General features: G+C 61.8%; 20 protein-coding genes and 1 pseudogene. 11 read left to right on the top strand and 10 right to left on the bottom strand.

Annotation, left to right across the window (positions count from 1 at the left end):
* The first annotated feature begins 1 nt into the window (after position 1).
* The 7 genes from mltB to BFP90_RS14770 all read left to right on the top strand — a co-directional run bounded on the left by mltB (position 2) and on the right by BFP90_RS14770 (position 6,489).
* Positions 2-1,012, top strand: a complete 1,011-nt coding sequence (gene mltB / locus BFP90_RS14800; RefSeq protein WP_065897178.1) for a lytic murein transglycosylase B — start codon at positions 2-4, stop codon at positions 1,010-1,012.
* Positions 1,012-2,016 (top strand): septal ring lytic transglycosylase RlpA family protein, encoded by a 1,005-nt coding sequence (locus BFP90_RS14795; protein ID WP_065895169.1) that lies wholly within the window; start codon positions 1,012-1,014, stop codon positions 2,014-2,016. Before mltB ends, BFP90_RS14795 begins: the two co-directional genes overlap by 1 nt.
* A 183-nt stretch (positions 2,017-2,199) precedes the next feature.
* The gene (locus BFP90_RS14790; protein ID WP_065895170.1) at positions 2,200-3,357 is read left to right on the top strand and encodes a D-alanyl-D-alanine carboxypeptidase family protein; all 1,158 of its coding nucleotides are present in this window, start codon (positions 2,200-2,202) and stop codon (positions 3,355-3,357) included.
* A gap of 84 nt (positions 3,358-3,441) precedes the next feature.
* Entirely contained in the window at positions 3,442-3,717 is a 276-nt protein-coding gene (locus BFP90_RS14785; protein ID WP_065886843.1) for a DUF493 domain-containing protein, read from the top strand.
* On the top strand, positions 3,717-4,364 hold the full coding sequence (gene lipB, locus BFP90_RS14780) for a lipoyl(octanoyl) transferase LipB (RefSeq protein ID WP_065897176.1): 648 nt from the start codon (positions 3,717-3,719) through the stop codon (positions 4,362-4,364). The genes BFP90_RS14785 and lipB overlap by 1 nt, the downstream gene beginning before the upstream one ends.
* A 25-nt stretch (positions 4,365-4,389) precedes the next feature.
* Positions 4,390-5,391, top strand: coding sequence for a lipoyl synthase (gene lipA, locus BFP90_RS14775; RefSeq protein WP_162276339.1), 1,002 nt, complete (start codon positions 4,390-4,392; stop codon positions 5,389-5,391).
* A gap of 180 nt (positions 5,392-5,571) precedes the next feature.
* Complete coding sequence (locus tag BFP90_RS14770) at positions 5,572-6,489, top strand: S66 peptidase family protein (RefSeq protein WP_065895173.1); 918 nt, start codon at positions 5,572-5,574, stop codon at positions 6,487-6,489.
* Between the two features lie 109 nt (positions 6,490-6,598).
* Here BFP90_RS14770 and BFP90_RS14765 read toward each other — a convergent pair whose 3' ends face one another.
* The 5 genes from BFP90_RS14765 to leuS form a co-directional block, all read right to left on the bottom strand.
* Positions 6,599-7,924, bottom strand: a complete 1,326-nt coding sequence (locus BFP90_RS14765; protein ID WP_065897174.1) for a lytic murein transglycosylase — start codon at positions 7,922-7,924, stop codon at positions 6,599-6,601.
* 62 nt (positions 7,925-7,986) lie between these two features.
* Positions 7,987-8,151 (bottom strand): alternative ribosome rescue factor ArfA, encoded by a 165-nt coding sequence (arfA, locus tag BFP90_RS14760; protein WP_003176285.1) that lies wholly within the window; start codon positions 8,149-8,151, stop codon positions 7,987-7,989.
* A 214-nt stretch (positions 8,152-8,365) separates the two neighbouring features.
* Positions 8,366-9,403 (bottom strand): DNA polymerase III subunit delta, encoded by a 1,038-nt coding sequence (gene holA, locus BFP90_RS14755; protein WP_065897173.1) that lies wholly within the window; start codon positions 9,401-9,403, stop codon positions 8,366-8,368.
* Between the two features lie 39 nt (positions 9,404-9,442).
* Positions 9,443-10,048, bottom strand: a complete 606-nt coding sequence (gene lptE, locus BFP90_RS14750; RefSeq protein ID WP_065886849.1) for an LPS-assembly lipoprotein LptE — start codon at positions 10,046-10,048, stop codon at positions 9,443-9,445.
* Positions 10,049-10,137: 89 nt separating this feature from the next.
* A complete protein-coding gene (gene leuS / locus BFP90_RS14745) occupies positions 10,138-12,744 on the bottom strand; it encodes a leucine--tRNA ligase (RefSeq protein ID WP_065897172.1) in 2,607 nt (868 codons plus the stop codon).
* A 261-nt stretch (positions 12,745-13,005) separates the two neighbouring features.
* On the opposite strand from leuS, the gene BFP90_RS27445 reads away from it, so the two are divergent.
* On the top strand, positions 13,006-13,323 hold the full coding sequence (locus BFP90_RS27445) for a hypothetical protein (protein WP_083203251.1): 318 nt from the start codon (positions 13,006-13,008) through the stop codon (positions 13,321-13,323).
* A gap of 95 nt (positions 13,324-13,418) precedes the next feature.
* Positions 13,419-14,180 (top strand): YdcF family protein, encoded by a 762-nt coding sequence (locus tag BFP90_RS14740; protein ID WP_065886851.1) that lies wholly within the window; start codon positions 13,419-13,421, stop codon positions 14,178-14,180.
* Positions 14,181-14,302: 122 nt separating this feature from the next.
* Here the strand turns inward: BFP90_RS14740 and lnt are convergent, their stop codons facing one another.
* The 5 genes from lnt to miaB form a co-directional block, all read right to left on the bottom strand.
* Positions 14,303-15,826, bottom strand: a complete 1,524-nt coding sequence (lnt, locus tag BFP90_RS14735; protein WP_065897171.1) for an apolipoprotein N-acyltransferase — start codon at positions 15,824-15,826, stop codon at positions 14,303-14,305.
* Between the two features lie 15 nt (positions 15,827-15,841).
* Positions 15,842-16,681 carry an HlyC/CorC family transporter gene (locus BFP90_RS14730; protein ID WP_065886853.1) on the bottom strand — a complete coding sequence of 280 codons (840 nt, stop codon included), beginning with the start codon at positions 16,679-16,681 and terminating at the stop codon, positions 15,842-15,844.
* Between the two features lie 42 nt (positions 16,682-16,723).
* Positions 16,724-17,182, bottom strand: coding sequence for an rRNA maturation RNase YbeY (ybeY, locus tag BFP90_RS14725; protein WP_065886854.1), 459 nt, complete (start codon positions 17,180-17,182; stop codon positions 16,724-16,726).
* On the bottom strand, positions 17,175-18,179 hold the full coding sequence (locus BFP90_RS14720; RefSeq protein ID WP_065886855.1) for a PhoH family protein: 1,005 nt from the start codon (positions 18,177-18,179) through the stop codon (positions 17,175-17,177). Before BFP90_RS14720 ends, ybeY begins: the two co-directional genes overlap by 8 nt.
* Before the next feature lie 224 nt (positions 18,180-18,403).
* Positions 18,404-19,732, bottom strand: a complete 1,329-nt coding sequence (miaB, locus tag BFP90_RS14715; RefSeq protein ID WP_065886856.1) for a tRNA (N6-isopentenyl adenosine(37)-C2)-methylthiotransferase MiaB — start codon at positions 19,730-19,732, stop codon at positions 18,404-18,406.
* Between the two features lie 131 nt (positions 19,733-19,863).
* Here miaB and BFP90_RS14710 point away from each other — a divergent pair, with 131 nt between their 5' ends.
* Together BFP90_RS14710 and BFP90_RS14705 are read left to right on the top strand one after the other, a co-directional pair.
* A complete protein-coding gene (locus BFP90_RS14710) occupies positions 19,864-20,190 on the top strand; it encodes a DUF1820 family protein (RefSeq protein WP_003236992.1) in 327 nt (108 codons plus the stop codon).
* Positions 20,191-20,425: 235 nt separating this feature from the next.
* Positions 20,426-21,575: pseudogene (locus tag BFP90_RS14705) on the top strand (trimethylamine dehydrogenase); the annotation flags it as partial.

Below are 21,575 nucleotides of genomic sequence, written 5' to 3'. Positions count from 1 at the left end.
AATGCAAGTAATGCGCGGCTGGGCCACTCGGCATGCGTCCTGGATGGGCCTGATCGGGCTGCTGGGCGCAACGCAGGAGGTGCAGGCCGGTGACTACGATGGCTCACCCCAGGTCGCCGAATTCGTCGGTGAGATGACCCGCGACTACGGTTTCGCCGGTGAACAGCTGATGGGCGTGTTCCGCGAAGCGCGCAAAAAGCAGGCGATCCTCGACGCCATCTCGCGCCCCGCCGAGCGGGTCAAGCAGTGGAAGGAATATCGCCCGATGTTCCTCACCGACGCCCGCGTGGCCCGGGGCGTGGACTTCTGGCGCCAGCACGATGCGGTACTGGCGCGCGCCGAGCAGGAATATGGCGTGCCGGCCCAGGTCATCGTCGCGATCATCGGCATTGAAACCTTTTACGGGCGCAACACCGGCAGTTACCGGGTGATCGACGCGTTGTCGACCCTGGGCTTCGATTACCCGCCGCGTGCCGAGTTCTTCCGCAAGGAGCTGCGCGAATTCCTGCTGCTGGCCCGCGAAGAACAAGTCGACCCGATGACCCTCAAGGGCTCGTACGCCGGGGCGATGGGCTTGCCGCAGTTCATGCCGAGCAGCTTTCGCGCCTACGCGGTGGATTTCGACGGCGACGGGCATATCAATATCTGGAGCAACCCCGACGATGCCATCGGCAGTGTGGCCAGCTACTTCAAGCGCCACGGCTGGGTCGGCGGAGAACCGGTGGTTGTGCGCGCCGATGTGACGGGCGAGCGTGCCGATGAAGGCCTGACCCAGGGAATCGACCCGGTGAAGACCGTCGGGGAGTTGCGAGCGCTGGGCTGGTCGAGTCAGAATGCGCCACGCGATGATATGCCGGTGACGGCGTTCCGTCTTGAAGGTGAAAATGGCCCGGAATACTGGATGGGCCTGAAGAATTTCTACGCAATCACGCGTTATAACCGCAGTGTGATGTACGCCATGGCCGTGCATCAGCTGTCAGACGAGCTGGTTCAAGCACGGGGCAACAAGTAATGCGGGTATCGCCGTTCAAAAAACCGCTCAAGCTGGTGGCGTTCGCCGCGTTGTCCCTGCTGATCGCCAGTTGCTCCACGACACCGAATCGAGCGCCGGCCAAGAAGGCCGGCGGTGCGGTGGTTCGCGCCCAGCCGGGCCTGGACATCAACCGTGCGCACAAGGACGGCGCGCCGTGGTGGGACGTGGATGTGTCCAAGATCCCGGATGCCACGCCAACCCTGCACTCCGGCCCCTACAAGGCCAACCCCTATACCGTGCTGGGCAAGAATTACTTCCCGCTGCAGGAATCCAAGACCTACGTGCAGTCGGGCACGGCGTCCTGGTACGGCACCAAGTTCCACGGCCAGAACACCGCCAACGGCGAAGTGTATGACCTGTACGGCATGAGTGCGGCGCACAAGACCCTGCCGCTGCCCAGCTACGTGCGCGTGACCAACCTGGACAACAACCGCACCGTGATTCTGCGGGTCAACGACCGTGGGCCGTTCTATTCGGACCGGATCATCGACCTCTCCTATGCTGCTGCGAAGAAACTCGGTTACGCCGAAATCGGTACCGCGCGGGTGAAAGTCGAAGGCATCGACCCGGCGCAGTACTGGGCCCAGCGTGGCAAGCCGGCGCCGTTGATGCTCAACGAGCCGCAAACCCCGCAACCGCAAGTGACGGCGTCGACCGGCAAGATCGAACAATGGACACCGCCGCCGGCGCAGCATGCTCCGGATACGGTGGTCGTGCCCCATGCGGCGCCCGGCGCCTCCAAGGTGGGCGGGCAGTACCTGCAGGTGGGCGCTTTCGCCAACCCGGATGCGGCAGAACTGTTAAGGTCCAAGCTCAGCGGCATGGTCAGCGCGCCAGTGTTCATCAGCTCCATCGTGCGTAACCAGCAGACCCTGCACCGAGTGCGTATGGGGCCGATCGGCTCGCCGAGCGAGGTTGCGCAAGTGCAGAACAGCGTACGCCTGGCTAACCTGGGGCAGCCCAGCGTAGTGACTGCGGAATAAGGCAATACAGGATTGACGGTCCAGGTGCGTGCGCGTGCCCGGGCCCTGGTTGTTGGCTCGTTGAACAATAAAACCCAGGGGCAAGGGGTGAGCGGGCAACCGAACACGTGACAGTCTGGAAGCGGGCTGTCTGAATAGTTTTGCCCGCGAGGGCAAGTTTCCATAAGCAATTTCGAGAGACGGATGAACATCACCACCTTAGCCAAACGTACGTGCCTGCTTATCTCGCTGATCATCACCCCGGCCGCCTGGGCGGTTGAGATGGTGCCGGCTTCCCCGCAACTGGCCGCCAAGGCCTGGGTCCTCATGGATGCCGCCAGTGGCAACGTGCTGGTCGAAAGCGGTGGTGACGTGCGCCTGCCGCCTGCCAGCCTGACCAAACTGATGACCGCCTACATCGCGACCCTGGAAATCCGTCGCGGCCAGATCGGCGAGAACGATCCGGTAACCGTCAGCGAAAACGCCTGGCGTACCGGTGGTTCGCGGATGTTCATCAAAGTCGGCTCGCAAGTCACGGTCAGCGACCTGCTGCACGGCATCATCATCCAGTCCGGTAACGACGCCAGCGTGGCCCTGGCCGAACACATCGCCGGCAGCGAAGATGCGTTCGCCGACATGATGAACAAGACGGCCGGCGACCTGGGCATGACCAACAGCCACTTCATGAACCCGACCGGCCTGCCGAACCCGGAGCATTATTCGTCGGCTCACGACATGGCGATCCTGGCCCGCGCGATCATCCGTGTCGACCCGGTGCACTACGCCATCTACTCCCAGAAGGAATTCTTCTGGAACAACATCAAGCAGCCTAACCGCAACCTGTTGCTGTGGCGCGACAAGACCGTCGACGGCCTGAAAACCGGCCACACCGACGAAGCCGGCTACTGCATGGTGTCGTCCGCCGTACGTGATGGCCAGCGCCTGATCGCCGTGGTCTTCGGCACCAACAGCGAGCAGGCCCGTGCGGCCGAGACGCAAAAGCTGCTGACCTACGGCTTCCGCTTCTTCGAAACCCAGACCTTCTACCAGAAGGGCACCGAGCTTGCGACCGCGCCGGTCTGGAAGGGCGCGACCTCCCAGGTCAAGGCCGGCCTGGCCGATGACCTGACCCTGACCATGCCTAAAGGCCAGCTGAAAAAGCTCGCCGCCAGCATGACCCTGAACCCGCAACTGGTTGCGCCAATCGCCAAGGGTGATGTGATCGGCAAGGTTGAAGTCAAGCTCGAAGACAAGGTGGTGCACAGCGCCGACCTGATCGCACTGGACGCCGTCGACGAAGGTGGTATCTTCCGCCGCGTGTGGGATAGCATCCGTCTATTCTTCTACGGCTTGTTCAACTGATTGTGTGCACCTGCAAAGCCCCGCGTTGATCCGACGCGGGGCTTTGCCGTCGCCACGGCTTACCGCTTACGAGGCCGTTCTGCCATGACCGATAAAGAAGTAAAGGCGCCAAAGATCGAATTCCCGGTGACGGATTACCCCATCAAGGTGATCAGCGATACCGGCGTAGGTCGCAAAGACACGATTCTCGAGATTGTGCGCAAACACGCGACCATCAACGACAACCGCGTGGACGAGCGTTCCAGCTCCACGGGTAAATACACGACGATCCAGTTGCACATCGTTGCGACGGATCAGGACCAGCTCTACAACATCAACAGCGAACTGCGGGCCACCGGCTTCGTGCACATGGTGCTGTGATGTCGCACGTCCTGGGCTTTCGCGAGCTCGGCCGGATGGACTACGAGCCCGTCTGGCATGCCATGCAGCGCTTCACCAACGAGCGCGGCACCTCGGCAGCGGATGAAGTCTGGCTGGTCGAGCACCCGCCGGTATTCACCCAGGGCCAGGCCGGCAAGGCCGAGCATCTGCTGCTGCCGGGTGATATTGCGGTGGTGCAGGTCGACCGAGGGGGGCAAGTGACTTACCATGGGCCTGGCCAACTGGTCGCGTATCTGTTGCTGGATGTGCGCAAGCTGGGCTTTGGCGTGCGTGATCTGGTCAGCCGCATGGAGGCTTGCCTGATCGAGCTGCTGGCCAGTTACGGCGTGACCGCCGCGGCCAAGCCCGATGCACCGGGTGTGTATGTGGAGGGCGCGAAAATCGCTTCCCTCGGGCTGCGCATTCGGCACGGTTGTTCCTTTCATGGCCTGGCCCTGAATGTGGACATGGACCTGGCCCCGTTCCAGCGGATCAACCCGTGCGGTTATGCGGGCCTTGCGATGACCCAGTTGAGCGACCATGCAACACCCATAGAATTTGCCGAGGTAAGTGCCCGGCTGCGCGCGCAGCTCGTCAAACACCTCGACTATGCTGAGCAGACGACCCTGACGGGCGGAATCGATTGATATGACTACTGATGTTGTGCAAACCATGATCCCGACGCTGGACATCACCGAGCGTCCAGCCCCGGCCCCGCGTGCCAAGGTGGAAGCCGGCGTCAAGCTGCGCGGCGCCGAGAAGGTTGCACGCATCCCGGTGAAGATCATTCCGACCACCGAACTGCCGAAAAAGCCTGACTGGATTCGCGTGCGTATCCCGGTCTCGCCGGAAGTCGACCGTATCAAGGCGCTGCTGCGCAAACACAAGCTGCACAGCGTGTGCGAAGAAGCGTCCTGCCCGAACCTGGGTGAGTGCTTCTCCGGCGGCACCGCCACCTTCATGATCATGGGCGACATCTGCACCCGTCGTTGCCCGTTCTGCGACGTGGGCCACGGCCGGCCGAAGCCGCTGGACGTCAACGAGCCGCAAAGCCTGGCCATTGCCATCGCCGACCTGAAACTCAAATACGTAGTGATCACCTCGGTCGACCGTGACGACTTGCGTGACGGCGGTGCCCAGCACTTTGCCGACTGCATTCGTGAAATCCGCAAACTGTCCCCCAACGTAATGCTCGAAACCCTGGTGCCCGACTACCGTGGGCGCATGGACGTGGCGCTGGAAATCACCGCCGCCGAGCCGCCGGATGTGTTCAACCACAACCTGGAAACCGTGCCGCGCCTGTACAAGGCCGCGCGTCCGGGGTCGGATTACCAGTGGTCGCTGACCCTGCTGCAGAAATTCAAGCAAATGATGCCGCACATCCCGACCAAGTCCGGCCTTATGCTGGGCCTGGGCGAAACCGACGAAGAAGTCATCGAAGTCATGAAGCGCATGCGTGAGCATGACATCGACATGCTGACCCTGGGCCAATACCTGCAACCGTCCCGCAGCCACTTGCCGGTGCAGCGCTTCGTGCACCCGGACACCTTCGCCTGGTTCGCCGAGGAAGGTTACAAGATGGGCTTCAAGAACGTCGCATCGGGCCCGCTGGTACGGTCTTCGTACCACGCCGATGAACAGGCCAAGCTGGTCAAGGCGAGCCTGGTATCCTGATAAAGAGTTTCGTAATAAAGAGTTGCTAATAGAGATCTGCCCGCCACCGCAGATCCAATGTGGGAGGGGGCTTGCCCCCGATTGCGGTGTGTCAGTCCCTTGAGTATTGGCTGTCACGCCGCCATCGGGGGCAAGCCCCCTCCCACATTTCGTTATGCGTCATATCAGGGAGAATTGTGCATGACTACCGCCGTACCTGCATTGCGCCTCGAAGGCACCATCGGCCTGATCGCCCCGGCCGGCCCTGCTGCGCTGGACGTCGAAAAAGCCGGGCAATGGATGCGCACCCGTGGCTATGAACTGCGAATTTTCCCCGGTGTGTATGAACGCGACGGCTACCTGGCCGGCAGCGATCAAGTGCGCCTGCGCGACCTTCACGCCGCCTTCGCCGACCCCGAAATCGATGCCATCTTCTGCCTGCGCGGCGGCTACGGTACGCCACGTCTGCTCGACGCGCTGGACTTCGACCTGCTGCGCGCCAACCCCAAGCCCTTCGTCGGCTACAGCGACATCACCGCCTTGCACCTGGCGATCAACCGCTACGCCGGCTTCGTCACTTTCCACGGGCCGATGCTCAATGCCGACCTGCTCGGCGGCAAGCAACCACCTACCGAGTCATCGCTGTTCAGCCTGTTACGTGGCCAATTGGGCGCCGGCAGTGTGCTCACGCACCCGGTGGCCTACCCCTTGACCACGATCGAGCCAGGCATCGCCTGCGGGCGCTTGCTGGGCGGTAACTTGTCGATGATCGCGGCGGTGATGGGCACCGCTTATGAAATTGACGCTGAAGGCATCATCCTGTTTATCGAGGACGTCAACGAGCCGCTCTATCGCATCGACCGCTTGCTGACGCACCTGCGCCTGGCGGGCAAACTCGACCAGGTTGCGGGGGTGTTGGTGGGGGATGTGTCGGGTGTGGATAACGGGGCGCTGGAGCGGCTGTTGAAACAGACCTTCGAACCGCTGTGCATTCCGGTGCTGGCTGGCTGGCGCAGTGGGCATTGCGATCCGAACCTGACGCTGCCGATGGGCGCGTTGGTGCGGTTGGATGCGGGGCAGCAGCGGGTGGTGCTGGAGCAGGACGTAGTCTGTAAATAGGGGTCGCCTGCCAGACCCTATCGGGGGCAAGCCCCCTCCCACACCTGGAATGCATTTCAAAATGTGGGAGGGGGCTTGCCCCCGATGGCACCAGTCGCCATAAGCCAATCTATTGGCCCTGCAGCGCCTCCAGCAACTTCACCGTCGGATACCCATCCGCCGGCCAGCCCAGTGCTTGCTGCGCCGCCCGAATCGCCTTGCGCGTGTTGGCGCCGATGATCCCGTCGGCGTTGCCCGCGTCATAACCTTTGGCGCTGAGCGCCGTCTGCAGGTCGATACGCTGCGAGCGGCTCAGGGGCAGCTCATCCTTTGGCCAGCTCCCGCGAATCACCCCACCGCCACCAAAACGCTCCGACAGCAGGCCAACAGCCAGTGCATAGGACGACGAATTGTTGTATTTCAGGATCGCACGGAAGTTATCCAGCACCAGGAACGCCGGGCCACGGTAGCCGGCCGGCAGCAGCAGGGCGGCGGACAGTTGCTCGACGTTGGCCGGCAGGCTCGCGCCGGGCGGCAGTTGGATACCCAGTTTCAGCCATTCGGCGACGGTCTTGCGAATGCCACCATCGGCCAGGGAATAGTCGAAGCCCGATGGCAATTGCTGCACCTCAACGCCCCACGGCTGGCCTTTCTGCCAACCGGAGCTTTGCAGGTAATGGGCAGTGGAGGCGAGGGCGTCACCCGGGCTGTTCCAGATATCGCGGCGACCGTCACCGTCAAAATCCACCGCGTGGGTGTTGTAGGTGGTGGGGATGAATTGGGTCTGGCCCATCGCGCCGGCCCAGGAGCCTTTCATCTGGTCGGCCGGGATATCGCCGTGCTGGATGATCTGCAGCGCCGCCAGCAGTTGTGCCTGGGCAAACGCCGGGCGGCGGCCTTCATAGGCCAGGGTCGCGAGCGAGCGGATCACCGAGTTATTGCCCTGGAACTGGCCGAAGTTGCTTTCCATGCCCCACACCGAGACCAGTGCCTGGCGATCAACGCCGTAACGCTCCTCGATGCGCTGCAGGATATCGGCGTACTTGACCAGCAACGCCTGGCCGTTGCGCACGCGCAGCGGCGACAGCGCGCCATCGATGTATTCCCACACCGGACGGGAAAACTCCGGCTGGCTGCGGTCGGCGCGAATCACGGCCATGTCCGGGCTGACGCCGGCGAAGGCGTTATCGAAGACTTCGGCGCTGATCCCGGCTTGCAGGGCCTGTGCACGGAACCCGGCCTGCCATTCGGCGAAGGTCTGGGTCGGTTGGATGTCCAGGTTATCCACTGCCAACGGCGCCACGACGGCAGGCGCGATGGCCGGTGCGGTCTTGAGCGGGGGCAGGGGTTGAGCGTCCGCGGCGGTGGGTTTTTCCGCGCAGGCGACAAGCAGAATGAGGCTGGAGGCAGCAATCAACTGGCGAAGGTGCCAGCGACGGGAAAGACTAGAGGGCATGCACAGGTCCAGGGGGTTACAAATCAAGTGCAGACCTTATCATGCCAGAGGGGCGCTTGCCTTCAGGCAGCCAGAAAGTAAGAAGCCTCCCAGCTGTTAGACTGGAAGGCTTCGCGGCGGTAGCTGCCTTTGCCCTTGCCGGCGCGTTCCTGACGGCTGCGGAACAGTGGCTGGGCGATGATGGATTTGGCCTTGTTCGGGCCATGCTTGGATGGCTTTTTGCTCATGATGGATTCTCTCGCTTGGGTGTGGAATGGAGCGGAGCAAATCATCTGCCGAAGTGGCCCGGCTGTAAAGCCCGGCGACAACCCCTGTAGGAGCGAGCTTGCTCGCGAAAAACTCACAGGCGCCGCGTTCATTCAGGAAATACGCGTTATCGTTGACGTTTTTCGCGAGCAAGCTCGCTCCTACATTGGATTCAGGGTGTTTTTGGAAGCAGGGTTATTCGGCTGGCAGGGTGAGGCGCTGGCCGGCCATCAACAGCGACAAACGGCTCAGGCTCATCCACGGCGAACCGGCCGCCTGGCCCTTGATCTGTGCGTCGATGCGCTGTGCTTCGAGCAGCAGTTGCGCCCAGCGTTGCGCCGAGTGCCGTTGCAGGGCCTTGCTCATCAGGGGCTTGCGCTTGTCCCACACCGGCGGCCTGGCCTGGCTGAAGCATTTGTCCAGCGGAATGCCCTGGCTGTACTGCAAGGCAATGTCGGCCAGTACCCGCAGCTCCCGGGCCAGGGCCCAGAGAATCACCGGAGGCTCCACGCCCTCGCCACGCAGCCCTTCGAGCATGCGCAGGGCGTGAGCGGGTTCGCCGTTGAGGATCGCGTCCACCAGCCCGAATACATCAAAGCGCGCACTGTCAGCCACCGCGCCCTGCACGGTTTCGACAGTGATCTGCCCCTCTTCGGCCATCAGCTTGAGCTTTTCGATTTCCTGGGCGGCGGCAAGCAGGTTGCCTTCGACCCTGGCGGCGATCAGCTCGACGGCCTCTTGCGTGGCCGACAGCCCCGACTGTGACAGGCGTTGGCGAATCCACTGCGGCAGCTGGCTGCTGTCCACCGGCCAGATCTGAATGAACTGGGTCTGCGGGCCTTCCACCAGGGCCTTGCCCCATTTGGTTTTCTGCGCACTGCCATCCAGCTTGGGCAGGCTGATCAGCAACACCGTGTCTTCAGCAGGTCTCGAGCAATACTCGATCAACGCTGCCGCGCCTTTATCGCCCGGCTTGCCCGAAGGCAGGCGCAGTTCCAAAAGACGTTTTTCGGCAAACAACGACATGCTCGCGCCGGCTTGCAGCAATGTTCCCCAGTCGAAACTGGCGTCGGCACTGAATACCTGGCGCTCATCGAAACCTTGCTGGCGCGCCGCCGAGCGAATGGCGTCGGCCGCTTCCTGGCACAGCAGTGGATCATCGCCGCTGACGATATAGACAGGCGCGAGGCCACCTTGCAGGTGTTTGGCGAGTTGGGCGGGGGCAAGTTTCATAGGCAGGGCGAACGGGGCGCCAGGAGCGCCCCGTTTGGCTTACTCGACAGGGACTTCAACAGGCGACTGTTTCGGCGTGTTGTCTTCGTACTCTTGCGCCGCCTTCAGGGCATCGGCGTCAGCCTTGGCCTTGTTGTCGGCGATTTGCTGCAACTCGGCGAGTTTTTCCGGGTTGAGCAGTTGCAGGCGAGTCATCATGCGCTGAACCAGGTCACGACGCATTTCCTTGCGCGCCTGAAGGATCTCGGAGTCCGAACCCACCAGGTTGTTGCCGTCGTGGCTCACGACTTTCTGGACCTGGATCTTGTCGCCCATCAGCGGCAAGTTATCGCGGCCCTGTACTTCGAAGCTGACGGTGGTGGCCAACTCGATGTCGGAGGCGCGGCCGGCACTGGCGTAGCTGATGTTGCGCTGGGTTTCGCGCTCATCGACCAGGTTCAGCTTGTAGGTGGCGCCGCTATAGACGTGCACGCCGCTGTTTTCCAGGCTCTGGCGCAGTTGCGTCACGGTTTCGCCGTAGGCGTTACGTGCGCTGACGTCGAGTTCCTTGAGCGACAATTCATTGGTGCCGGTGCCGCGCAGCTGGAAGCCGCAAGCGCTCAAAAGAACGGCCAGGCCCATTACCAGCAGATTGCGTTTGATCATGTTGTTGCTCCCCTTGAAACCAGGCGGGCCGTATCGAGGCCCTGAAGGTTTAGTTCGGCGCAGGGCTTGAGCCCTGCGCCCGATCCGATTTAGCTGGCGACGATATTGACCAGTTTTCCAGGCACTACGATCACTTTGCGGATCGTCAGGCCTTCGGTAAAGCGCAGCACGTTCTCGTTGCAGCGTGCAGCCGCTTCGACTTCTTCACGGCTGGCGCTGGCCGGCATGTCGATCTGGCCGCGCAGTTTGCCATTGACCTGGATCACCAGTTGCAGCGTGTCCTGTACCAGCGCGCTGTCATCCTGCACCGGCCAGCGGGCGTCGATGACGGCACCGCTGTGGCCCAGGCGGCTCCACAGTTCGTGGCTGATGTGCGGCGTGATCGGCGCCAGCAGCAGGGTAACCGTTTCCAGGCCTTCCTGGATCAATGCGCGATCCTGTTCCGTGGCCTGCGGGGCTTTTTCCAGCACGTTCATCAGCGTCATCACTTGGGCGATGGCGGTGTTGAACTTGTGGTTCTGCCCTACGTCCTGGCTGGCCTGGCGGATAGCCAGGTGGGTGCTGCGACGAATGGCTTTCTGTTCATCATTCAAGGACGCGACGTCCAGCTTGCCCGGCAAGCCCTGGCTGACGTGGGCATGGGCCAGGCGCCAGACGCGCTTGAGGAAGCGGTGCGAGCCTTCGACGCCGGAGTCGGACCATTCGGCGCTCATGTCGGGCGGCGAGGCGAACATCATGAACAGGCGGCAGGTGTCGGCGCCGAACTGATCGATCATCGATTGCGGATCGACGCCGTTGTTCTTCGACTTGGCCATCTTCTCGGTGCCGCCGATTTCCACCGGCAGGCCGTCGGATTTGAGCTTGGCGCTGATGACCTTGGCCTTGCTGTCACGCTCGAGCTCGACGTCCGCCGGGTTGAACCAGGTGTAGGCGCCATTGGCTTCGCGGCGGTAGTAGGTCTCGGCGATGACCATGCCTTGGGTCAGCAGGTTCTTGAACGGCTCGTCGGAGCTGACCAGGCCTTCGTCGCGCATCAGCTTGTGGAAGAAGCGCGCGTACAGCAGGTGCAGGATGGCGTGTTCGATACCGCCGATGTACTGGTCCACCGGCAACCAGTGGTCGGCTGCGGATTTTTCTACCAGGCCACCTTCATAGTGCGGCGAGGCGTAGCGGGCGTAGTACCACGAGGACTCCACGAAGGTGTCCATGGTGTCGGTTTCACGCTTGGCAGGCTGGCCGCATTTGGGGCAGCTGCATTCGTAGAACTCGGGCATGCGCGCCAGTGGCGAACCGGCGCCGTCCGGTACGACGTCTTCGGGCAGGACCACCGGCAGTTGCTCTTCTGGTACCGGCACGTCGCCACAGCTTTCGCAGTGGATGATCGGGATCGGGCAGCCCCAGTAGCGTTGACGGCTGATGCCCCAGTCGCGCAGGCGGAACTGGGTGCGCGAGGCGCCGAGATTTTTCTTGATCAGGGCAACTTCGATGGCGTCGAAAGCGCCCTGGAAGTCCAGGCCGTCGAACTCGCCGGAGTTGATCAGCTCGCCGTGCTCGCCATAGGCGTCCTGCCACGGGGCCGGGCTGGTGTCGCCCGCGCTGGTGCGCACCACCGACTTGATCGGCAGGTCGTACTTGGTGGCGAATTCGAAATCGCGCTCGTCGTGAGCCGGGACTGCCATCACAGCGCCATCGCCGTAATGCATCAGCACATAGTTGGCGACCCAGACCGGCAATTTCTCGCCCGTCAACGGGTGCTCGACGAACAGCCCGGTCGGCAGGCCTTTTTTCTCCTGGGTGGCGACGTCGGCTTCGGCCACGCTGCCGCCCTTGCATTCGGCGATGAACGCCTGCAGCTCAGGGTTGTTCTGTGCGGCCTGGGTGGCCAACGGGTGTTCGGCGGCCACGGCGACATAGGTCGCGCCCATCAGGGTGTCCGGACGGGTGGTGAAGACTTTGAGTGCGCCCGCTGCGCCGATCGAGTCGACGTTGTACGGGAACTGCACTTCCATGCCCTTGGATTTGCCGATCCAGTTGCGCTGCATGGTCTTGACCTGTTCAGGCCAGCCCGGCAAATCGTCGAGGCTCGACAAGAGTTCGTCCGCGTAGGCGGTGATCTTGAAGTAGTACATCGGGATTTCGCGTTTTTCGATCAGCGCGCCGGAACGCCAGCCGCGGCCGTCGATCACCTGTTCGTTGGCCAGTACGGTCTGGTCAATCGGATCCCAGTTCACGGTGCCGCTTTTTTTGTAGATCACGCCTTTTTCGAACAGGCGAGTGAACAGCCATTGTTCCCAGCGGTAGTAATCCGGCTTGCAGGTGGTCACTTCACGGGACCAGTCCACCGCCAGGCCCAGGCTGCGCAGCTGGGTCTTCATGTAGGCGATGTTTTCGTAGGTCCACTTGGCGGGCGCCACGTTGTTTTTCATCGCGGCGTTTTCCGCCGGCATGCCGAAAGCGTCCCAACCCATGGGTTGCAGAACGTTCTTGCCGAGCATGCGCTGGTAGCGGGAAATCACGTCGCCGATGGTGTAGTTACGCACGTGCCCCATGTGTAGCTTGCCGCTGGGGTAAGGGAACATCGATAGGCAATAGAACGTCTCCTTGCCTGGCTGTTCGCTGACTTCAAAGGACTTTTGCTCGTCCCAGAAGGTTTGTGCGGCATTTTCTATTTCACGGGGCTGATATTGTTCGTGCATGGCTACTTTTGAACTGGATAGGGGTGGCCTAATCCTCTTCGGTGCAACGTTCAGGTTGATCGACACCGGAAAGCGGCGCGTCCGTGCCCAAACCCTGCGGGAAGTGGAGTTACAGGAAGCGCCGTAGCATACATGACCCCACTCTATCGAGGGAAACCCTGATTGCGCAGGCCAGGCCGTCTGTCGCGGCACCGGGCAGGTGCAGCCACGGGGGCTACGCTGTTTATTGGGGAGCAAGTATTTCTTCAATGAGGTGAGGGGATGGCTGAATCGCAGCGAACTTTGACGAAACCGCAGTTATACGAAGGACTGATCGACCGTTTGGGTCGGGCATTGGATGCCGCAAGAACCGCAGGCCGATTGTGTGATGAACGGCCTCTGGAACTGGAGTTGCGAGGCTTGAGCCAGGCAGAGCTTGAACTGATCAAGCGCTATCTGGAATTGCACCACCAGCGCGCCGCTCATGGGCCGGCATCCCCGCCGGTCCCCGAGTCGCCTCGTTCGGCCAAGGTAGTGTGGCTGAAGGATCTGGCGGCCGGTCGCAGCCCGGAAAATGTCCGGTCGATACGGTGCAAGTGACCCCGCGTTATCCGTTGATGTTTACAAAATATGCTCGTAAGGATTGTTGCTGAACCTCGATGCATCTAGGCTTCGGGCATCTTTGGAGATGCCCGATGCCTTTTCGTTATTTCATTAAACAATTGTTGTTGCCGCCCGGTATTTTCCTGCTGTTGCTGGCACTTGCCTGGTGGTTTCGCCGCAGTCGTCCGCGCCTGGCCGGGTGTTGTTTTGCCTTGGGATTGGGCGGGATGTGGTTGATCAGCCTGCCGGTGATGGTGCAGTGGGGCGCACGCGCCCTGGAGACAGCACCGCCTCTGGCCCGCGAGGACTGGGCAAACCTGGCCCAGCGTGCCGACGCGATTGTGGTGCTGGGCTCCGGTCGTGAGCGCGGCGACATTGCGTGGGGCTCCGACCAGCCCACCGGCATCGGTTTGGAGCGTGAACGTTACGCGGCGCGTCTGGCCAAGGCGTCCGGGTTACCGGTGCTGACCAGCGGCGGCCTGCACTACGGCACGCCGCCCAGCGAGGCAGAGCTGATGGCGGTGTCGATGCAGGATGACTTCGGCGTCACGGTACGCTGGAAGGAAGAGCGCAGCCGCACCACTTGGGAAAATGCGCAGATGAGCGCCGAGATACTGTTACCCCAAGGCATCAAGCGCGTGGTGGTGGTGACCCAGGCCTGGCACATGCCGCGTTCGGTGTGGAGTTTTGAGAAGGCCGGCTTCACTGTGGTGCCCGGGCCAGTGGGGTTTCTGGGCGTGGATCACGGTCGGCCGCTCGGCGGGTGGATGCCGGAGGTCAAGTCGGTGTGGCAGAGCGGGCAGTTGATCAATGAGGCGGTGGGGCAGGTGGGGTATAGGTTGTTCTACAGGTAACACCGCAGGACAAATGTGGGAGGGGGCTTGCCCCCGATTGCAGTGTGTCAGTATCAAATGTACTGACTGACACTCTGCCATCGGGGGCAAGCCCCCTCCCACATTGTTTTGTGTTTGCTCAATCAGACGGTTTTAGCCATTCGAGCGGCCAGCAGTGCCCAGCCGAACAGCAGCAGGCACACGATGATCAGCGGCCACGAGCGCCATTGCAGGTACGGCGTCAGGTTGTGCATCGGCACCACGTCGCCATAGAGAATGCCGCGCTCGAACTGCGGGATCTGCGCGGTGATCTGCCCAAACGGGTTGATCAGGCCGGTCACGCCGTTGTTGGTGGCGCGGATCATCCAGCGTCCGGCTTCAAGCGCACGCATCTGCGCCATCTGCAGATGCTGCAGCGGGCCGATCGAGCGGCCGAACCAGGTGTCGTTGCTGATCGTCAGCAGCAGGTCGCTCTGGGCCGACAGGCCGGCGGCGAACTCCGGGTACACCACTTCATAACAGATGAACGGCGCAATCTGATAACCCTTGGCCTGGAGCATGGGCTGGTCGGAAGGGCCGCGGGCGAAGTCCGACATCGGCAAATCGAAGAAGGCGATCAGCCCGCGCAGCATATCCTGCAGCGGCACGTACTCACCGAACGGCACCAGCTTCTGCTTGAGGTAGGTGCCTTCACCTTCGCCGACCACGGTGATGCCATTGAAGTAGCGCTTCTCGTGGCGCACTTCCTCGCGAATCGGTACGCCGGTGATCAGTGCGGTATTACGCTCGGCGGCGAACTTGCCCATCATGCCCAGGTAACCTTCGACCGACTCCTTGAGTACCGGTACGGCGGTTTCCGGCCACACCAGCAGGTCGACGCGTTTGGAACTCAAACTCATGTCGCGGTACAGCGCCAGTTGCGCGTTAAGCTGCTCGGGGTCCCACTTCATGCTTTGTTCGACGTTGCCCTGGATCGCGGCCACGCTCAGGGGCGGGCCGGAGGGCGAGGTCCAGGCATGATGCTTGAGCGCCAGGCCGATGGCCCACGGCGCGACGAGCAGCACCAGGCCGGCCGCGATAAAGCTGTTGCGCCGGCTCGCCAGCAGGCGCGGCAGGTTGCACAGCAGGGCGGCGGTCAACGCCAGCGCGAACGAAATCAGCCACATCCCGCCTAAGGGCGCGAGGCCGGTCAGCGGGCCGTCGAGTTGACTGTAGCCCGAATACAGCCACGGAAAACCGGTGAGGAACCAGCCGCGAAAAGCTTCCTGGCCGACCCACAATGCCGCGAACGTCAGCGCATCGGCCAATGGCGCTTCATTGCGGCGCAGCCAGCGCGCCCACAGCCAGGCGGGCAGGGCGAAGAACCAGGCGATGGCGGCGGTGAACAGCAGCATCAGGAACCCCGCCAGCAGCACCGAAGCGCCGCCGAAGTGGTGGATGCTGTAGTAGATCCAGCTGGTGCCGGCGCCAAACAGGCCGAAACCGAAACACCAGCCGCGGCCCAGGGCCTGGCGGGGTGTGAGTTCACGCAGGCCGATATAGAACAGACCGGCCGCCACCAGCGCCAGCGGCCAGATATCGAACGGCGCCAGCGCCAGGGTAGTGATGGCGCCGGCCACCACGGCCAGCAGGTTACCGGGCCAGCCGGGTGCGATCAGACGGCGCATTTCAGTCCTTAACCCTCAACGGGCGATAGGGGTCAAACGGATCAGGTGGATACGACGGCTGTCCGCGTTCAGGATGCGGAACCGATACGCGCCGATCTCGGTGGTTTCGTTACGCTTGGGCAGGTGCCCGAATGCACTCATCACCAGGCCGCCGACGGTGTCGAATTCATCGTCGGAAAACTCGCTGTCGAAGAACTCGTTGAAGTTCTCGATGGGCGTCAAGGCCTTGATCAGGAAGTCACCGCTGGGCAGTGGCTTGATGTAGCTGTCTTCTTCGACGTCGTGCTCGTCTTCGATGTCGCCGACGATCTGCTCCAGTACGTCTTCGATGGTCACCAGGCCAGCCACGCCGCCGTATTCGTCGATCACAATGGCCATGTGATTGTGGTTGGCGCGAAACTCACGCAGCAGCACGTTCAGGCGCTTGGATTCAGGCACGAAGGTGGCCGGGCGCAGCAGGTCCTTGATGTTGAAGTTGTCGCCGTTCTCCTTGAGGATCAGCGGCAACAGGTCCTTGGCCAGCAGGACGCCCATGACGTCGTCATGGCTTTCGCCGATCACCGGGTAGCGCGAGTGCGCCGAGTCGATCACGGCCGGGAGGAATTCCCGTGGGGTCTGGGTCGCCTTGATGCTGATCATCTGCGAGCGCGGCACCATGATGTCGCGTACTTGCAGGTCAGCCACCTGGATGGCGCCTTCGACGATGGCCAGCGCTTCGCTGTCCAGCAACTTGTTCTGGTGGGCCTCGCGCAGCAGCTCCAGCAGCTCCTGGCGGTTTTTCGGCTCGTGGGCAAAAGCCTGGGTCAGTTTACCCAGCCATGACTTTTGCCCGTTGCTCGATCGGTCTTCGCTCATAGCGATTACTCTAAATCCTTTGATATGACAGTTGAGTGTTGATCAGTTTTCGTCGTCTGCGTAGGGGTCGCGATGCCCCAATTCAGCAAGCAACGTTCGTTCCAGTGCTTCCATTTCCTCGGCTTCGTCATCGTCTATATGGTCGTAACCCAAGAGATGCAAGCAGCCGTGGATGACTAGATGGGCCCAGTGGGCCTCAAGTTCCTTGCCTTGTTCGCGCGCTTCGCGTTCCACCACTTCCACGCAGATCACCAGATCGCCCAGCAGCGGGATATCCAGTAATTCGTCGGGTACGTCGGCGGGGAAGGACAGCACGTTGGTCGCGTAGTCTTTCTGGCGCCAGGTGTGGTTCAGCTCGCGGCCTTCGGGCTCATCCACCAGACGAATGGTCAGTTCCGAGTCGGCAGTGCGCTGGCGCAGGGCCAGGGCGCACCATTGACGAAACTGTGCTTCGCCGGGGGCGGGCGCTTCGGTGGCCCGCTGCAGGTCAAGCTCAAGCATCGCGGCGCGTGTCCTGGGCCGGTGCGTCGTCCTTGTGGTCGAAACGCTCATAGGCTTCTACGATGCGCTGCACCAGCGGGTGACGGACCACGTCCTTGGGCATGAAGTGCGTGAAGCTGATACCCGGTACGTCCTTGAGCACCTCGATTACCTGCGCCAGCCCGGACTTGGTGCCCTTGGGCAGGTCGACCTGGGTGACGTCACCGGTAATCACGGCCGTGGAGCCGAAACCGATACGGGTGAGGAACATCTTCATTTGCTCGACCGTGGTGTTCTGGCTTTCGTCGAGAATGATGAAGCTGTTGTTCAAGGTGCGACCGCGCATGTAGGCCAGCGGGGCGATTTCGATCACCTGGCGCTCGATCAGCTTGGCGACGTATTCAAAACCGAGCATCTCGTACAGCGCGTCGTAGAGCGGGCGCAGGTACGGGTCGATCTTCTGGGCCAGGTCGCCGGGCAGGAAGCCGAGTTTTTCACCCGCCTCGACCGCCGGGCGCACCAGCAGGATGCGGCGAACCTGTTCGCGCTCCAGGGCATCCACCGCACAGGCCACGGCCAGGTAGGTCTTGCCGGTACCGGCCGGGCCGATGCCGAAGTTGATGTCGTTGCCGAGGATTTCCTTGACGTACTTCTGCTGATTCAAGCCGCGCGGGCGAATCATGCCTTTTTTGGTACGCAGGGCCACGCTGGCTTCGGCCACAGGATTGTTGGCCAGGTCTTCCACGGCGGATTCCTGCAGGTACAGGTGCACCGTTTCCGGCGACAGCTCACTGCCCTTGGTTTCGCGGTAGAGGCGCCGCAGCAGGTTTTCCGCAGACGTGGTGTGTTGGGGTTCACCAATAAGCTCGAACTGATTGCCGCGGTTGCGGATCTCGATGCTCAGGCGTTGTTCGATCAGGCGCAGGTGCTCGTCGAACTGTCCGCACAGGTTGGCGAAACGGCGAGCCTCAAACGGCTCGAGGAGAAAACGATGGGGTTCTACTGTAGGTGCGTTCAAGGTCGCTTTTAGCCGCCCTTTGGCTGTTGAGGTGAAACAGAGAATAACGCCAGTGGCGCGGGTACGAAAGCACTTACGTCATCGGAATGTTGCATGGATCCAATGTGGGAGGGGGCGTGCCCCCGATGGCGGAGTGTCAGCCGACACATTTGCTACTCAGACACCTCAATCGGGGGCAAGCCCCTCCCACATTAGTTCTGCACTTGCCTTGGCTGCCGGGGGCGTCAGTTGATCAACGAGCCGCGCAGCGAGTGCGGTTGCGCCGCATCGATGTGTACGTCGGCAAACTGGCCGATCAGGGTCGGGTTGTCGCAGCGGAAGTTGACGATGCGGTTGTTCTCGGTACGGCCCTGCAATTCGCCCGGGTCCTTCTTCGAGTAGTCGGTCACCAGGATGCGCTGGATCGAACCGACCATTTGTCGGCTGATCTCGAAACCCTGCTGATTCAGGCGATGTTGCAGCGCATTCAAGCGTTCTTTTTTCAACGCTTCCGGGGTTTCGTCCGGCAGGTCGGCCGCTGGGGTGCCCGGGCGCTGGCTGTAGACGAACGAGTAGGAGAAGTCGAAACCGACGTCCTCGATCAGCTTCATGGTCTGCTCGAAGTCTTTCTCGGTTTCGCCGGGGAAACCGACGATAAAGTCCGAGCTGATGCAGATGCCCGGCACTGCGGCGCGCAATTTACGCAGCTTGGATTTGTACTCCAGGGCCGTGTGGTTGCGTTTCATGGCCGACAGGATGCGGTCCGAGCCCGACTGCACCGGCAGGTGCAGGTGTTTGACCAGCTCCGGCACGTCGGCGTGGGCCTGGATCAGGCTGTCGGAAAACTCCAGCGGGTGCGACGTGGTGTAGCGGATGCGCTCGATGCCATCGACGGCGGCGACTACGCGGATCAACTCCGCCAGGTCAGCCAGGCGCCCATCGTCGGTCTGGCCACGGTAACCGTTGACGTTCTGGCCCAGCAGGGTGACTTCACGCACGCCGTTTTCGGCCAAGTGGATGATTTCCGACAGCACATCGTCAAACGGCCGGCTGACTTCTTCGCCACGGGTGTAGGGCACTACACAGAAGGTGCAGTACTTGCTGCAGCCTTCCATCACCGACACATAGGCACTTGGCCCGTCGATGCGCGGCTCGGGCAAATGGTCGAATTTTTCGATTTCAGGGAACGACACGTCCACTTGCGGCAACTTGGTGATGCGCGCGGCGTCGATCATTTCCGGCAGGCGGTGCAGGGTTTGCGGGCCGAAGACCACGTCGACATAGGGCGCGCGGTCGCGGATCGCGGCGCCTTCCTGGCTGGCCACGCAACCGCCGACGGCGATCACCATGTCCGGGTTGGCCAGCTTCAATTCGCGCCAGCGGCCCAGCTGCGAGTACACACGGTCCTGAGCCCGCTCGCGGATCGAGCAGGTATTGAGCAGGATCACGTCGGCATCTTCGGCGCGGGCGGTGACTTCCAGGGCCTGGTGTTCGCCCAGCAGATCGACCATGCGCGAGCTGTCGTACTCGTTCATCTGGCAACCGTGGGTTTCGATGTAAAGCTTCTTGGCCATGGGGATCGTCAACTGGTGGTAAAGAACCGCGCATTATAGGGGGCATGCCCATTGGTTCCTAGCGCTGTGCATCGGGTGCCATGCTATAGTTCTCGCCCTCTTTTATATCCGCGATGTGTTGCTCGCCCGCCATGACCAAACGTGAAGCTCCAATCTACAAGGTGATTTTCCTCAACCAGGGCCAGGTGTTCGAAATGTACGCCAAGCAGATCTATCAAAGTGATCTGTGGGGCTTCCTGGAGGTGGAAGAGTTCGTCTTTGGCGAGCGTACCCAATTGGTCGTCGACCCGGGCGAAGAAAAGCTCAAGGCCCAGTTCGAAGGCGTGGTGCGCAGCTTTGTGCCGATGCATTCGATCGTGCGCATCGATGAAGTCGAGCGCCTGGGTACGCCGAAGATCAGCGAGGCGCGGGGCGTGAGCAATGTCATGCCGTTCCCGATGCCGATGCCGGAGAAGTGACCCTCAATTAATTTGTAGGGCGTTTCCGAAATTGCCCTCTTGTGGATAGACATTTTGTTTGAAAGATAGCAAATTTTGTTTATTCGGAGAGGGCGCCATGAATCTATTAATAATAAGAAAACCTTTAAATAAACCTCGAAGTTTCCCCGTTTCAATTCCCTTGAATCACGCCATTCAATAGCCCCGAGTTTTATCACGCCGTCATTAACGAACCTTACTGTTCGGGAGTAGCCCTGTGCGCGATCCTCGCTATGACATTCTGTTTGAGCCGGTACAAATAGGCCCGGTTCGCACCCGTAATCGCTTTTACCAAGTTCCCCACTGCAATGGCATGGGCCATGTGCACCCGTCGGCCATGGCTCGCATGCGCGGGATTAAGGCCGAGGGCGGCTGGGGGGTGGTGTGCACTGAAGAGTGTGAAATCAGCCCGCTGAGCGAGTTCTCGCCTTATATCGAGGCGCGGTTATGGGATGAACGCGACATCCCGGCCCTGGCGAAAATGTGTGAGGCGGTGCACCAGCACGGTTCGTTGGCCGGCGTCGAGCTGGCGTTCAACGGTTACTCCGCGCCTAACCGCTACAGCCGCGAAATTCCCTGGGCGCCGTCCAATACGCCAGTACGCAGTTATGACCCGGTGCAGGCCCGGGCCATGAGTCGTGCCGATATCCAGCAGTTGCGGGCCTTGCATCGGGCGGCCGCCCTGCGCGCGCGGGAGGCCGGCTTTGACATCATTTATGTGTATGCCGGGCACGACCTGAGCGTCCCGTTCCATTTCCTCACGCCGCGTAACAACCGGCGCACGGATGAGTACGGCGGAGTGCTGGAAAATCGCGTGCGACTGCTGCGCGAACTGATTGAGGACACCCGCGATGCAGTGGGCGACCGCTGTGCCGTGGCGGTCCGCCTGGCGGTGGATGAGCAGATGGCCGGCGGCCTCAGTCGCGAGGGCGAAGGCGCCGAGGTGTTCTCGATGCTGGCAGACCTGCCGGACCTGTGGGACATCAATGTCGCCGACTGGTCGAACGACAGCGTGACCGCGCGCTTTGCCGGCGAAGGCTATCAGGAGGCTTTCCTGGTGGGGCTCAAGGCGCTGACCCGCAAGCCGGTGGTCGGCGTTGGGCGCTTTACTTCGCCGGACACCATGGTGTCCCTGGTACGCCGTGGCGTGCTCGACCTGATTGGAGCGGCCCGGCCTTCGATTGCCGATCCGTTCCTGCCGAAGAAGATTGAAACAGGGCGCGTCGAGGAAATTCGCGAATGTATCGGCTGCAATGTGTGCGTCAGCGGCGACCACACCAGTACGCCGTTACGGTGCACGCAGAACCCGACCATGGGCGAGGAGTGGCGGCGTGGCTGGCATCCCGAGTCGGTCGACCGTGCGCACC

Origin of the sequence: Pseudomonas sp. 24 E 13 (assembly GCF_900004715.1) — a bacterium.
Lineage (GTDB): Bacteria > Pseudomonadota > Gammaproteobacteria > Pseudomonadales > Pseudomonadaceae > Aquipseudomonas > Aquipseudomonas orientalis_A.
The sequence above is the reverse complement of the archived record's forward strand: the minus strand, read 5'-3'. Positions and strand labels throughout refer to the sequence as shown.

Excerpts from the sequence above, each read along its gene's own strand:
- BFP90_RS14795 (WP_065895169.1), top strand. The coding sequence starts at position 1,012 with ATGCGGGTATCGCCGTTCAAAAAACCGCTCAAGCTGGTGGCGTTCGCC.
- BFP90_RS27445 (WP_083203251.1), top strand. The coding sequence starts at position 13,006 with ATGGCTGAATCGCAGCGAACTTTGACGAAACCGCAGTTATACGAAGGA.
- lipB (WP_065897176.1), top strand. The coding sequence starts at position 3,717 with ATGTCGCACGTCCTGGGCTTTCGCGAGCTCGGCCGGATGGACTACGAG.
- mltB (WP_065897178.1), top strand. The coding sequence starts at position 2 with ATGCAAGTAATGCGCGGCTGGGCCACTCGGCATGCGTCCTGGATGGGC.
- BFP90_RS14790 (WP_065895170.1), top strand. The coding sequence starts at position 2,200 with ATGAACATCACCACCTTAGCCAAACGTACGTGCCTGCTTATCTCGCTG.
- BFP90_RS14785 (WP_065886843.1), top strand. The coding sequence starts at position 3,442 with ATGACCGATAAAGAAGTAAAGGCGCCAAAGATCGAATTCCCGGTGACG.
- BFP90_RS14730 (WP_065886853.1), bottom strand. The coding sequence starts at position 16,681 with ATGAGCGAAGACCGATCGAGCAACGGGCAAAAGTCATGGCTGGGTAAA.
- BFP90_RS14710 (WP_003236992.1), top strand. The coding sequence starts at position 19,864 with ATGACCAAACGTGAAGCTCCAATCTACAAGGTGATTTTCCTCAACCAG.
- ybeY (WP_065886854.1), bottom strand. The coding sequence starts at position 17,182 with ATGCTTGAGCTTGACCTGCAGCGGGCCACCGAAGCGCCCGCCCCCGGC.
- holA (WP_065897173.1), bottom strand. The coding sequence starts at position 9,403 with ATGAAACTTGCCCCCGCCCAACTCGCCAAACACCTGCAAGGTGGCCTC.
- leuS (WP_065897172.1), bottom strand. The coding sequence starts at position 12,744 with ATGCACGAACAATATCAGCCCCGTGAAATAGAAAATGCCGCACAAACC.
- miaB (WP_065886856.1), bottom strand. The coding sequence starts at position 19,732 with ATGGCCAAGAAGCTTTACATCGAAACCCACGGTTGCCAGATGAACGAG.
- BFP90_RS14740 (WP_065886851.1), top strand. The coding sequence starts at position 13,419 with ATGCCTTTTCGTTATTTCATTAAACAATTGTTGTTGCCGCCCGGTATT.
- lptE (WP_065886849.1), bottom strand. The coding sequence starts at position 10,048 with ATGATCAAACGCAATCTGCTGGTAATGGGCCTGGCCGTTCTTTTGAGC.
- lipA (WP_162276339.1), top strand. The coding sequence starts at position 4,390 with ATGATCCCGACGCTGGACATCACCGAGCGTCCAGCCCCGGCCCCGCGT.
- arfA (WP_003176285.1), bottom strand. The coding sequence starts at position 8,151 with ATGAGCAAAAAGCCATCCAAGCATGGCCCGAACAAGGCCAAATCCATC.
- BFP90_RS14765 (WP_065897174.1), bottom strand. The coding sequence starts at position 7,924 with ATGCCCTCTAGTCTTTCCCGTCGCTGGCACCTTCGCCAGTTGATTGCT.
- BFP90_RS14770 (WP_065895173.1), top strand. The coding sequence starts at position 5,572 with ATGACTACCGCCGTACCTGCATTGCGCCTCGAAGGCACCATCGGCCTG.
- lnt (WP_065897171.1), bottom strand. The coding sequence starts at position 15,826 with ATGCGCCGTCTGATCGCACCCGGCTGGCCCGGTAACCTGCTGGCCGTG.